The organism is Shinella sp. HY16 (assembly GCF_028534175.1).
Lineage (GTDB): Bacteria > Pseudomonadota > Alphaproteobacteria > Rhizobiales > Rhizobiaceae > Shinella.
The window spans coordinates 69,786-82,936 of sequence record NZ_JAHYXL010000010.1 but is presented as its reverse complement, the minus strand read 5'-3'; the positions used below and the strand labels follow the sequence as shown (position 1 = coordinate 82,936).

The following is a 13,151-nucleotide window of genomic DNA, read 5'->3' as shown; positions in this document are numbered from 1 at the left end:
GTCCGGATTGTCCTGTATTCGGCCCGCTTTCAAGCCTTGTGGGGCAGGAGGGGCGCATGTCGTAGTGAGGATATAACCAACAGGAGGCCTTTTCCGCCAGAGCAGATAGGCGTCTCCAAGTAGCGGTTCGCCAGAAAGCCTTTTGCTATCGTGCGGACGTTGTGCAAAGAGAACGGGATGTTCAATGGACCATCGGAGCACGTATTGACGTCTCTTACTCACCTTCAGCGACTGGAAGCTGAGGCGATCCATATTTTTCGCGAGGTCGCTGCGACTTTTTCCAAGCCGGTTATGCTCTATTCGGTGGGTAAGGACTCCTCCGTCATGCTGCATCTGGCGATGAAGGCCTTCTATCCGGCAAAGCCGCCCTTTCCGTTCCTGCATGTCGATACGACCTGGAAATTCAAGGACATGATCGCCTTTCGAGACCGCATGGCGGCCGAACTCGGCTTCGATCTGCTCGTCCATGTCAATCCGGAAGGCGTCGAGCAGCAAATCTCCCCCTTCACGCACGGCTCCAGCATCCACACCCATGTGATGAAGACGGTAGCGCTGCGCCAGGCGCTCGACCAATACGGTTTCGACGCGGCTTTCGGCGGTGCCAGGCGTGACGAGGAGAAGTCGCGTGCCAAGGAGCGCATTTTCTCTTTCCGCAACGCCGCCCATGCCTGGGATCCCAAGAACCAGCGCCCGGAAATGTGGAAAACCTACAATACGCGTGTTGCGCCCGGAGAATCGATCCGCGTCTTTCCGCTTTCCAATTGGACCGAACTCGATATCTGGCAGTACATCCTGAAGGAGAACATCCCGATCGTGCCGCTCTATTTTGCGGCGCGGCGTCCGGTCGTCGAGAAGGACGGCATGCTGGTCATGGTAGACGACGAGCGCATGCCGATCGGTAAGAGTGAAACGGTCGAGGACCGCCTCGTGCGCTTCCGCACGCTCGGCTGCTATCCGCTGACCGGCGCGATCGATTCCGATGCGACGACGCTGGAGGATATCGTGCGGGAAATGCTGACGGCGCGGACCTCCGAGCGCCAGGGTCGGATGATCGACAAGGACGAGGCCGGCTCGATGGAGAAGAAGAAGCGCGAGGGTTATTTCTGATGGCGACCGTCGCTTCGGACCTTTCCGCAAAGGGGATTGCCGATTATCTGCGCGAGCAGGAGAACAAGTCCCTGCTGCGTTTCCTCACCTGTGGTTCGGTGGACGACGGCAAGTCGACCCTGATCGGCCGTCTGCTCTACGACACAAAGCTGATCTTTGAGGACCAGCTCGCTGCGCTCGAGCGCGACAGCAGGAAGCACGGAACGGCCGGCGACGAAATCGATTTTGCGCTGCTGGTCGATGGGCTGGAGGCCGAGCGCGAGCAGGGTATCACCATCGACGTCGCCTATCGCTTTTTTGCCACCGATCGGCGGAAGTTCATCGTCGCCGATACGCCCGGCCATGAGGAATATACCCGCAATATGGCGACAGGTGCCTCGACGGCAGATCTTGCTGTCGTGCTGATCGATGCGCGTCAGGGCATCCTGCGGCAGACCCGTCGCCATGCCTATATCGCCTCGTTGCTCGGCATCCGGCATATCGTGCTCGCCGTCAACAAGATCGACCTCGTCGGCTACGACCGGACGGTGTTCGATAAGATCGTCGCGGAATTCAGGGCCTTTGCCGGCGCGCTCGGCTTTGCCACGATCCAGCCGATCCCGCTGTCGGCCCGTCACGGCGACAACGTCACCCGCCGCTCGGAGAATACGCCCTGGTATCAAGGGCCGCATCTGCTCGAACATCTGGAAACGGTTCCGGTCGAGGAGGCTAACCGCGAAAAACCCTTCCGGTTCCCGGTCCAGTACGTCTCCCGCCCGGATCTCGATTTCCGCGGTTTCGCCGGCCAGGTCGCCTCCGGCGCCGTCGCCGTCGGTGACACGGTGATCGTCGCCAAATCCGGCCAGTCGACGCGGATCAAGGAGATTGTCACCCGGGACGGTTCACTCGATCGCGCCGTGGAAGGGCAGGCGGTGACATTGGTCCTCGAGGACCAGCTCGAAGTCTCGCGCGGCAACATTCTGGTCGCCCCCGACGACCGACCGACCGTTGCCGACCAGTTCCAGGCGCATGTCATCTGGTTCGATGCGAACCCGATGATCCCCGGCCGCAGCTACATCCTGCGCACCGAAACGGACAGCGTCGAGACGACGGTGACAGCCCTCAAGTACGAGGTCGACGTCAACACCTTCGCCCATCTTGCCGCCAAGGCGCTGCACATGAACGGCGTTGCGGTGTGCAATTTCTCGGCCCGGGCGCCGATCGCTTTCGACAGCTACGCCGCCAACCGCGTGACCGGCAACTTCGTCCTGATCGACCGGATGAGCAACCGGACGGTCGGCGCCGGCATGATCGATTTCGGGCTGCGCCGGGCCGACAATGTGCACTGGCAGGCGATGGAAGTCGATCGCACGGCGCGGGCGGTCCTGAAGCACCAGAAAGCCGCGGTCGTCTGGTTCACCGGCCTTTCCGGCTCGGGCAAGTCGACGGTCGCCAACCACCTGGAGAAGCTGCTGCACGCCGAGGGCCGCCATACCTACATGCTCGATGGCGACAATGTCCGCCATGGACTCAACAAGGATCTCGGCTTCACCGCCGAGGACCGTGTCGAAAACATCCGCCGGGTGGCCGAAGTCGCCAAGCTGATGACCGATGCGGGTCTCATCGTGCTGGTCTCCTTCATCTCGCCCTTCCGCTCGGAGCGGCAGCTTGCAAGGGATTTGATGGTCGAGGGCGAGTTCATCGAGGTGTTTGTCGATACGCCCATCGAGGAATGCGCGCGGCGCGATCCGAAGGGGCTCTACAAGAAGGCGATGCGCGGCGAGCTCGCCAATTTCACGGGCATCAGTTCGCCCTATGAAGCGCCCGAAAATCCTGAAGTGCACCTCGAGACCGTCGGAACCGAGCCGGACAAGCTGGCGATGCGGATCCACGCGGTTCTGGAAAGCCGGATGGAGGGATGATCGACCGCATCCCGGCGCTACGCCGGATGCGGAGACGATAGAGCGATGGCGACCGACGCACCGAAAATCCCTACCTTTGCGCTCCATATGAACGGCTGGAAGCGGGCTGTCTTCCAGTCCTTCTTTCCGGAGCGGCGCTTCGTCTATCTGCCGCTGAACGTCACGGCGGAAGTGTTCGAGCGCAAGTGGATGGCGCGCATCGCGGCGACGAGGGGGGCGGAGGTCTTCATCTGGGGCCACAATCTGCCAGCCAACCTCGAGACCTTCGTGCGGGACCGAGGCATCCCCTGTTTCTTCATCGAAGACGGTTTTCTGCGATCGAACCGGCCCAACGCTGCGCGTACGCCACCCTTGTCGCTCTCGCTCGACAGTCGCCGGCCCTATTTCGACAGCCGGGGGCCATCAGACTTGGAAGTGATGCTGGAGACGCATGATTTTTCCGGCGATCCGGATCTTCTGGAACGGGCGAGGGCAGGCATCCGCCTCATCGTGGAAGGCGGCCTCAGCAAGTACAACATGGTGTCGAGCCTCTCCCTTGCGGACCTGCTCGGGGAGAAGACGAAGCCGCGCGTACTCGTCATCGGCCAGGTCGAGGATGACGCCTCCATCCTCTATGGATGCGACCGGAAATTTGGCAATAACGACCTCGTGCGGCTCGCCGCCGCGGAAAATCCGGACGCCGAAATCCTCTACAAGCCGCATCCGGATATCCTGAACGGCGTGCGCGACGCCCAGTCGGATCCGCAGGAGGTCGCCCATCTCTGCCGCATCCTCAGGGAAAAGATTCCACTCGCCCGGTCCTTCGAAACGATCGACAAGGCCTATGCGATCACCTCGCTCGGCGGCTTCGAGGCGCTGCTGCGTGGCATTCCGCTGACCGTGCTCGGCTGTCCCTTCTACGCGGGCTGGGGCCTTACCGACGACCGGCAGCCCAATCCTAGGCGCACGCGTCGGCGCACGGTGGAAGAGGTCTTCGCCGCCGCCTATCTTCGCTATCCGACCTATTTCGAGCCGGTGACGGGCGCGCGTTCCACATTCGAGCAGGCCGTCGAATGGTTGAAGCTGCGCCTTGAAAACCCGGAAAAATACCGGAACGAATTTGGCGATGCCAAGCCGGATGAATGGCGGCCCTGGGGCGCCTATGGCATCCTCGGCTGGCGCCACCTTTTGCCTTTCATCCTCATTCCCCTCATCGGGTGGGGCGGCAACAGGAGGCTCGTCGAGAAATACAGGGCCAATCCGATCCGCTTCTTCCGCGAGAGGACATCTCTGAAAGCGCGCATCGTCGGACGGGTCCTCTATCCGTTCGACGCACGGAAATAGAGGAGGCCGCGTCTTGTTCGAAAAACCGCTCATCACGGCCGTCATTCCCGTGCGTCTCTCCGCCGACCGGCTTTACGACGAGCCCGAGCGCATCGCCCGGATCATCGCGACACTGCCCCAAGGGTATGCGCCGCTCATCGTCGATTACGGCACGCCGGCGGAAAGGGCGGGAGAGTTGCGTGATCTTGCCGCCGCGACAGGAACGCGGCTGGTGCGCGTGGAAACGGGTGATGCCCCCTTCAGCGTCGGCCATGCGCGCGACATCGGCACACAGCATGCGCAAACGCCGCTGATCCTCTACCACGACATCGATTTTCTCATGTCGCCGCGCAGCTACGAGCGCGTGCTGGAGGAGACGCGGCTGCGCGGCATGCCCGACAATGCCTACACCTTTTTCGCCTTGCCCGGCGCCTATATGACGGAGGATTTCACCCGGCGTTACCTGGATCTCTTCGCACGCAGGGAGGCAGCCTTCGCTGATACGCTGCTGCATGACGGGGTGATGCGGGACGACAGGACGGTCTACCAGAATCACACCTATGCGATCTCGGCGATCGTCGCCAGCCGCTACCATCTCCTGGCGATCGGCGGGCACGACAAGAGTTTCGTCGGCCATGGGGCGGAGGATTTCGAGCTTCTGCACCGGCTCGCAAGCTACGGGCCGAAGGGACCGCGCACGGGCAATTATTATCTCAACACCCGCCGCAACGCGATCCAGCGCTATGAGGGGTTCCGGGCCTATTTCGCGCTCTATGGCATCGACGTCTTCCAGCGCGGCATGCAGATGGCTCATCTGTGGCACCCGCAGCGCGAGGATGCGAGCTATGTGACGCCGATGACGGAAAACCAGGAGCGCGTCTCCGGCATCATGGAAGCCTATGATACCGGTGCGTCCTGGCTCCTGCCCATGGAAGACCTGCATTCCCGGGAAAAGACGCTTGTCCTTGCCGAGGAAGACGCTCCGGCCCTCCGGGTGCTACGGCATGCTTTCCCCGCCTTCGGGCATTATCGGATCCGGCAGGAGGGGGATTTTGCCGATAGCGAATTGCTGAGCCGCACCCTGGATGCAGAAGGGTTTACCCGGATCCTTTTCCTCGACCCCTATGGCAATGACCATCGCTGCTCCCTGTACAAGGGCCTCAAGGCGGCGGGGCGGCGTCTTGTTGTCTGGGGGCAGGGTGGGCTGCCGGGAAGCTGGTTCTTCGATCCAGAAGGGTTTTGTGCTGACAGTGCCTCGTATGCGGCGGCGCGTTGGGACAAGCCTCTGGACGAGGCTGCCCGGCAGAGGGTGTTGGACTGGCTGGAAAGCGAAAAGCCCACACTTGCGGAGGACACCGAGGTAGCAGGGCCTGCTCTCGCCGAACGACTTGGTCTCGGCGGGCGGCGGATGGTGCTTGTGGATATGCAAGACCTGGATGACGGAATGGCCCGCGCCTTCGCTGGCCCTTGCGGCGGGGCTGATGCATTCAAGGACTGGATCGCTTATCTCGCAGAGGTGCTTGATCCGCAGACCTATCTCGTTGTGGCAAAATGCACGCCAGGCGCCGCCGTCCCTGATATGGCGCATGTCCTCTTCGTGGAGGAGAACGAGGAAGCGGCCGATCTGATTGACTTGGCTGCGTCGGTCGTCGTTCTCAACTCCGGTCTCGGTCTTGCGGCGCTTGCAAAAGGCAAGCCCGTGATCTGCTGCGGCGAAGCCTTCTACGCCCAGCCCGGCCTTGCGTGCACGGTTTCCGAAAGGGAGGCGCTGGTCGCGGCTGTCAAGGAGGCCTCCTTACCGGATGAGGACAGGCGGCTGAGCTTCCTGCGCTACCTGACCGAGGATTTCTATTCGTTCGGCGTTGCCGATCAGGTTCCCTCCAGCGCGGGAGGGACGACAAACCGTATCCTTTTTTCCGTCATCCGCGGACTGACCGAAGCTCCCATCGCTCTGGGGCAGGTTCCGGGAAACGTTTCTCTCAAGGCACCGCTCTATTTTTCCTTCGGCGGCCGTGAGGGGGTGCAGGAAGAGACGAAGGCTATCAATACATTCATCCGCATGGGAAGTGCGGCCTGCGAGAAAGGCGAATATGACGAAGCGCTTCGCCTGTTTGCGATTGCCAACCGGCGGCAGCTTGCCAACAAAAACCTGTCCCGTGCCATGATCGAAGCGGGCAAGGTGGCGCATGCGGCCGGCGAGCGTGATGAAGCTGCGCGCCTCTTCGAGATGGCGCGCCGATGGGTTCCCGATGGCATGAGTGCCGCGCGTCCGCTCATTGAGCTGGCGAAAGCCGTGCGTTTGGCGGGAGATTACGAGGATGCCGATCGCCTCTTTGAGATTGCCCATCGCTGGCTTCCGGAGGATCGGAATCTCCATAAACTCCTCCTCGAAACCGGCGTCCAGCGGCATGGTGGTCCCCTCGCCGACTGGATGATCCTGCCGGCCGGGAAACTGAGCGAAAAGGCACGGGAAGCCTTCGCCGCAGGCGATTACAGAAAGGCAACGCAGCTTTTTGAGGCCCTGCGTACGCGCGAACCCGATGAGGTCGAGCACCTGCGATGCCTAGCGGAATGCTATCTGAAGCGCGGTGCGGACGCTTTGGCGCTGGAATGCCTGGATGAGGCTTTGAAGCGCTTGCCCGAAAACAAGCGGCTGCAGCGCAGGAGGCGGGATGCAGCCTTGCCGCAATGGCTGCGCCGGTTCTTTCCAGGCCGGCCTTTCCTGCCCTGATGAAAGCGGCGGTGGGTGTGTCTTTCTTTACGACCAAGGATGACGAATGAGTTCCGCAGAAACCTCCCCCGGTAGACCGGGTGCGCCGATCAGCGTGCAGGACATCACCATGGTGTTCTGCGTCCGCCTTCATGACGGCAATCCCTGGATTGCCGACCGACTGGATGCGATGGCTGAATACTACCAGCCTTGCCCGCCGATCGTTGTCGTGGATTTCGGATCGGAGCCCTCGCACCGAAACGCCATTGCAGCCATCTGCACACGACGCGGCTATCGCTATCATTTCGTCGATGATCCAGGTGTGTTCTCGCTGTCGCTTGCCCGTAATATCGGTGCATCGCTGTGCGCTACGGATTTCATTTACTTCTGCGATCCTGATTTCATCAGTGAACGCGATCTCTTCCAGCGGCTGGCGGAGACGGCGAGCGCGCTCGATATGCGCAATGTCATCGACGTCATGCTCAATCCGCCGGCCTTTCATCTTGGGGCCGCCGAGACGCAGCAGCTCGAAAGCCTCGGCAGCGCCGAGCAACAATCATTCCTCCTGCGTAAATTCGCCTTCACGCTGAACTATTCCGAGGTGAGCGGCCCAGATGAGCGTTATGTCGCGCCCTATTCGAACGTCTTCCTGATCAGTCGGAAGATGTTCTCCCTCGTCGGAGGCTATGATCCATCCTTCCGTGGGCATGGATCTGAAGATTTCGAATTCCTGCTGCGCTTCTGCCTCCATGCGGGCCTTCTGCCTTTGCCGGAGGAGCCCGAAAAGGACCTGTTCGGGCCGCTTAGGGCCAATTTCTATCAGGCGCGGCCCTATGCCGGCTTTCGCAGGCTCTTCGAGCTGCTTTCTCAGCCGACGGCGGGGTTGGGGCTCAAGGTTTTCCACCGGCACCATCCTCGCGCGAAGGAACAGGCGTGGTATGCGTCTGGCGACAGGAAACGGGAGAATTTCCTTTCCGCGGCGCAAAAGTATCTCGCCGATCGCACAAGGTTGCTGTCGATCGACCATCTCGACCGCAAAAAGACGATTGCCTGCCTGTGCAAGAACAAGGACACGCTGGGCTATTTCCTGCCGCTCCGGCTTCTCGGCTACCGGCTCGTTCCCGTCCTCTCCGACAAGGCGGACGCGGTCGGCGAAATCCTTTCCGGCCTTGAACAGGGCCGGATCGACGACATCGCCATCTTCAATCCTTACATGAAGAGCCACGCCGCCTTCCGCCCGATCTTCGACAAGGCCAAGGCGCTCGGCCGGCACACGGTTGTCATCGAAAGGGGCGCCTTGCCGGAGACGATCTATTATGACGAGGACGTCTGCTACAACAGTGAGCGCTTTTCCGAAGCCGCCTTCCTTGCGGAAACGTTTTCCACCGAAGAGCTGGAAGATGCCCGGGCCTATGTCGACGACCTGCGCGGGGGCGGCAAGACCCTCGAACAGATGGGCGTTTACGAGGAGACGGCGGCAAAATACCGCCATCTCCAGGACGACCGCCGCCTCAAATGCTTCGTGCCGCTCCAGCTGGAAGACGACATGGCCGTTACCCTGTTCCTTCGCGGTGAACAATCCTACCCGCAGTTCCTGGCGTCCCTGGCGTCTTTGGTGACTGACAACCCCGACGTCCTCTTCATCATAAAGCCGCACCCCCTGTCGAAGACGGACCTTCCGCTTTCAAGTCCGAATGTCGTCACGGCGGAAAGGGATGACAACATCCACGCCCTCATCGACAGCGTCGATGCCACGCTCTGCTACAATTCCGGGGTCGGCCTTCTGTCCCTCATGCATGAGACGGTTACGATCACCCTCGGCAACGCCTTCTACAATCTCGCCGGGGCAGGCTATCGCGCACCCTCCGCCGCCGCCGGCATCGCGGCGCTGAAGAAAGGAGAGCTCAAGCGGCCTGCGCGTGACCTCGTTCTTCGCATCACCGCCTGGTTCATCCTCAGAAAATACTCCCGTTTCCGCGCCACGGACCACATCGTCGAGTTCCAGACCCGCAAGAGCCATGGATACAAGGACATCCGCGTGACGGAACTGCGCTGGAAGGATACGGCAGAGCGGCTCGGCCGCTTGAACGAGACGGTGCGTTTTTCCTGGCTGAGTTATGCCGGAGCCAAAATGGCGCCGACGCGATTTATGGGCGAGCCGGACCCATCAAGCGCTGAAGCGCTCAGCATGTCTGGTTTTGCCGCCTATCGGGAGGGCCGATACGAACAAGCGGCCGAACAGTTGATGCAGGCCTTCGCGTTGAAGGAGAACCAGCCGAACCTCTTGCGCCACGCGGCCGAGGCTTACCTTCTGGCCGGCGACCGGAAAGCGGCGATCGCGGCGCAGAAGGCGGCGATCGCACGCCTGCCGACCAACAAGCGCGTGAAACTGCGTCTCTGGATCATGCGAGCGCCGCTTCTCGGCATCATCCTCGGACAGCAGCAGTTCAAACGCCCGCAGTAAATGCCAGGGAGTGATTGTCATTTTGAGCGTTGATCGAACCGCGCCTAGCCCGAATAATTCATGAGGGGTTGGCGGATGTGGTTCAAGCCGTTGAAATGACGTAGGATTTGGTTGCTTACGCCGATCCGCGTCGTTTCTGGGAGACCGCACCCGCCATGAATGATCCTACGCTAGCGCTGCCCGGTTTGTCATCTGTTCGCGGCAAGTGCGTTGTCGCCCGTTTTGATGGCGGCATGCTGTCGTCCAACAGTGGGGTTCTCGCTCTTGCCGAAGTCGAGAAGCGGCTGCGGGTGGCTGACCGTCTGGCGCGCTGCATCGACGATCCGCGCTGCCCGGACCAGACCATCCATAGCCTGGCCGACATGATCGGCTTTCGCATGAAGATGATCGCTGCCGGCTACGAGGATGGCAACGATGCCAACCGTCTGCGTTCCGATCCGGTCTTCAAGATGGCCCAGGACGCGCTGCCGTCGGGTCGTAACCTGGCCTCGCAATCGACGATCTGCCGGCTGGAGAACCTGCCCGGCGTGCGGGAACTGGTGGCGATGGGCCGGGCGATGGTCGACCTTTACTGCGTCTCTTTCCGGCAAGTTCCCAAGCGGATCGTGCTCGACATTGACGACACCTTTGACGCCGTGCATGGCGGCCAGCAATTGCGGCTGTTCAATGCCCATTACGATGAATATGGCTTCCAGCCGATTGTTGTGTTCGATGACGCGGGACGGTTCGTCGGTGCGGTTCTGCGACCGGCAAAGCGGCCGAGCGGGGTCGAAATCCGTCCCCACTTGCGCCGCCTGGTGCAGGCGATCCGGAGCAATTGGCCGAACACCCGGATCCTGATCCGGGCCGACAGTCATTACTGCAGCCCGCAGGTCATTGACTGGTGCCGCGCCAACCATGTCGACTTCATCTTCGGTCTCGCGCCCACCACCACCTTGCGCAAGCATGTCGCAGACCTGGAAACCAGCACGGTGGCGCGGTTCGAAGCGTCGGCGAAGACGGGCAAGGTCCGCAGGTTCAAGGAATTCTTTGATGGCGCCGCCAGCTGGAGCCGCGTCGAGCGCATCATCGCCCGCGTCGAGGTTGGCGCCCAAGGCGCCGACACCCGCTTCATCGTCACCAACCTTGCAGGTGGCAAGGCCAAAGCGCTCTACGAGGACGTCTACTGCCGGCGTGGAGCGGCCGAGAACCACATCAAGTCATGGAAGACGCATCTCGCCGCCGACCGGACCTCCTGTACGAGAGCGGCGGCCAACCAGTTCCGGCTGTTCTTGCATGCTGGCGCCTACTGGTTGATGTGGGGCCTGCGCGCCGCAATGCCGAAACGATCCAGCTTTGCCGTCGCCCAATTCGACACGCTGCGACTGCGCCTCATCAAGATTGCCGCGCGCGTGGTCGAGATGAAAACCCAGATCCGCCTGCACCTGCCGACATCCTGCCCGGATCAGCGCATCCTGCGCATCGTCCTGGATCGCATCCCGCGGCTCGTGACATAGCCAACGGGGCGCTGACGCCCCAAAACGACCCCTGACCTCAACCTGCAAACCCCGCCTTCCATCGCGACGGATCAACTCCGGCGACTGGAAAAACTTGCCTGCGGTGTCGCGCAGCCAGCAAAAGCCTCGCATCTCGTCGCCAAAACGGCCCGCGCCATGCATTAAGGCGGCTAGGAGGCCTGCGCGCGAACAGCCCTAGTCACACGCACGGTTGCAAGGTGTTGATACCCGTGGTGGTTTCCACAGGGAAGGCTGACAAACACACGCCGGGGACGCTGTTCCTCTCGGAGAGAGAGCAGAGGTCGTTGCAGCGATCCGAGCGACGCTAACTGTCGTCGGCGCAAAGGAGCGGTTGAGTGGCCGGGGAGGTCATTTGGAACGCTCACCAGCTCTCAATTTCTCCAAATCAGGCATCTTCGACCCGAGCACCTTGCCGAGCGCTTGGGCGCCTTTAACTGGCAGCCTCAAGAAACCGTTGCAAAGGCTTGCCTTCCAAGCTCCCCCGCGATCCCATGCCTCTTCCCAAGCATCGACCAACTCATATTCGTGGCGCGTCTCTACCAGGGCTTCGAATAGCAAGGAAGCCTGCACCAGGTCTTTGTCTGACTTCACGCGTCCTAGCGCGTCATTGAGCCTTCTGGAGGCTACGATTAGCTTATGGACGGCATATCGTTCGGGAGCGGGGACCAGGACGTTCACGCCTTCGCGGAAGAGAAGCACCGTGCGGACAGGCTCGTAGATCAGGAAGTCTAGGAACCGGAGGTTTTCTGCCGACGCGCCGCCAAGGGCAGGCATGGAAGACGGCTTGCCCGTGTATTCGTCCGATCCTCGGTTTCCAGTTAAGAACTCTACCCGATAGCCTCTACCATTTTGGAATGCGACCACCTTGGCTTTGTCCGCCTGGTGCGGCACGGATCGGAAATCGGGATCGACCGACTGAAGGATGTCTAGAATGGGCGGAAGGCTGTCTTGGACCCTGGCTGAGATCGCAAAGTCCTGCGCGAAATCCGCGTCGCCTGTCTGCATGGCAGACGAGGGGAGTCGAACGCCGAGCATCCCCGCATAAGTGCTGAATGCCACCGACCCAATCAGGACCGCGCGCAGCCGGAACAATCCGGCGTCGGCAAGCGCCTTCGTGATGTCGCCCGCGAAGGTGTCGGGACCGGGGAGACCTGCACGACGCAGAGTGCTCACCATGCGCCTCCGCTCCCGGAGGCTGTCCTTGATCTCCTTGTGCGCCTTCACCCGCGCTGTGATCTCTTCGTCGCTTTCTGGACCGACATAGCTTCGCTTGTATTTGCCTTCGCCATCTGGGAGATCGAAATACCAGTAATTGCGGTCTTTGACGGTCACAGTCACGAACCATCCTTTCATCGGGAAGTCTGCCAAAAACTGACCGTCAAGCGTCCGCTGCGTCAGCTCCGCGAACATTGTCCGATAGCTGATGTCGATCTCTCTCATCATTGGCATTTCGTCCTTTTACAAGCGCCGACAAGCGTAGCGATCTGCCTGCCTTGCGCTTCCCTTTGACCAAAGTCGGTATCTCCAATCTTGGTCATCGTTATAATTTTTTGCCATAACATTATAACGCTGTATGCGCCCGTCAATGTTATAATTTTCTGCCAATATCTTATAACCGACATCAGCGCCGGAAAAGTGCGAACGCAATTGCGACGTTGCCTCTAGGCGCTTTTCGATCAACGCTTGATAACGTGGTAGCTCCCTTTTTCGGCCTGTTAGCTACGGCATTACTGAAGGCAGCGGCTCTCTCGGTGTCGATTTGCGAAGAATGGGAACATTGCCGGGTTTCATCGTTCCCATCTTGAGAAGGAACACTCTCCATTCGGGCATGCAGTCGCAGAGCGCCGGAATTGAGGGACTGGATGTACGCCTGAACTTCTGGCGCATACCTCTTCGCTAGGTTGAGCCCATATTACTGACCGGCGAACATCTCGGGCCAAGGAAGCAACGGCTTAGTGTCGTTTTGCCCCAGCCGAAACCGACCCTCGCCGCTGACGAGAGAGCAACCACTTTCTCCCCGCGTTCCCATTCTCACTCGTTCAGCGCATAAAGCCATAAGACAAGCCTAGTCCGGAGCGAGCGCACCCACAAACTTGCGAAATTCTGTTTTTTCTGTATTATCCTGTGAATACAGAAAATGAGGCGCTTCC

The 13,151-nt window shown here is 60.7% G+C and carries 7 protein-coding genes; 6 read left to right on the top strand and 1 reads right to left on the bottom strand.

The window, feature by feature from the left end:
* Positions 1–177: 177 nt before the first annotated feature.
* From cysD to K0P03_RS35200, 6 genes are all read left to right on the top strand, one after another.
* A complete protein-coding gene (gene cysD / locus K0P03_RS35225) occupies positions 178–1,107 on the top strand; it encodes a sulfate adenylyltransferase subunit CysD (RefSeq protein ID WP_272792257.1) in 930 nt (309 codons plus the stop codon).
* Positions 1,107–3,008, top strand: coding sequence for a sulfate adenylyltransferase subunit CysN (gene cysN / locus K0P03_RS35220; RefSeq protein ID WP_272792256.1), 1,902 nt, complete (start codon positions 1,107–1,109; stop codon positions 3,006–3,008). Before cysD ends, cysN begins: the two co-directional genes overlap by 1 nt.
* A gap of 45 nt (positions 3,009–3,053) precedes the next feature.
* Positions 3,054–4,331 (top strand): capsular polysaccharide export protein, LipB/KpsS family, encoded by a 1,278-nt coding sequence (locus K0P03_RS35215; protein ID WP_272792255.1) that lies wholly within the window; start codon positions 3,054–3,056, stop codon positions 4,329–4,331.
* A gap of 13 nt (positions 4,332–4,344) precedes the next feature.
* A complete protein-coding gene (locus K0P03_RS35210) occupies positions 4,345–7,041 on the top strand; it encodes a tetratricopeptide repeat protein (protein ID WP_272792254.1) in 2,697 nt (898 codons plus the stop codon).
* A 46-nt stretch (positions 7,042–7,087) separates the two neighbouring features.
* Positions 7,088–9,484 carry a capsular polysaccharide export protein, LipB/KpsS family gene (locus tag K0P03_RS35205; protein ID WP_272792253.1) on the top strand — a complete coding sequence of 799 codons (2,397 nt, stop codon included), beginning with the start codon at positions 7,088–7,090 and terminating at the stop codon, positions 9,482–9,484.
* 155 nt (positions 9,485–9,639) lie between these two features.
* A complete protein-coding gene (locus K0P03_RS35200; RefSeq protein WP_050746896.1) occupies positions 9,640–10,980 on the top strand; it encodes an IS1380 family transposase in 1,341 nt (446 codons plus the stop codon).
* A 369-nt stretch (positions 10,981–11,349) separates the two neighbouring features.
* Here K0P03_RS35200 and K0P03_RS35195 read toward each other — a convergent pair whose 3' ends face one another.
* Entirely contained in the window at positions 11,350–12,444 is a 1,095-nt protein-coding gene (locus K0P03_RS35195; protein ID WP_272792252.1) for a nucleotidyltransferase family protein, read from the bottom strand.
* Between the last annotated feature and the right edge of the window lie 707 nt (positions 12,445–13,151).

Bases quoted from the DNA above. Each gene is read 5' to 3' on its own strand.
- cysD (WP_272792257.1), top strand. From the start codon at position 178: ATGTTCAATGGACCATCGGAGCACGTATTGACGTCTCTTACTCACCTT.
- cysN (WP_272792256.1), top strand. From the start codon at position 1,107: ATGGCGACCGTCGCTTCGGACCTTTCCGCAAAGGGGATTGCCGATTAT.
- K0P03_RS35215 (WP_272792255.1), top strand. From the start codon at position 3,054: ATGGCGACCGACGCACCGAAAATCCCTACCTTTGCGCTCCATATGAAC.
- K0P03_RS35205 (WP_272792253.1), top strand. From the start codon at position 7,088: ATGAGTTCCGCAGAAACCTCCCCCGGTAGACCGGGTGCGCCGATCAGC.
- K0P03_RS35200 (WP_050746896.1), top strand. From the start codon at position 9,640: ATGAATGATCCTACGCTAGCGCTGCCCGGTTTGTCATCTGTTCGCGGC.
- K0P03_RS35195 (WP_272792252.1), bottom strand. From the start codon at position 12,444: ATGATGAGAGAGATCGACATCAGCTATCGGACAATGTTCGCGGAGCTG.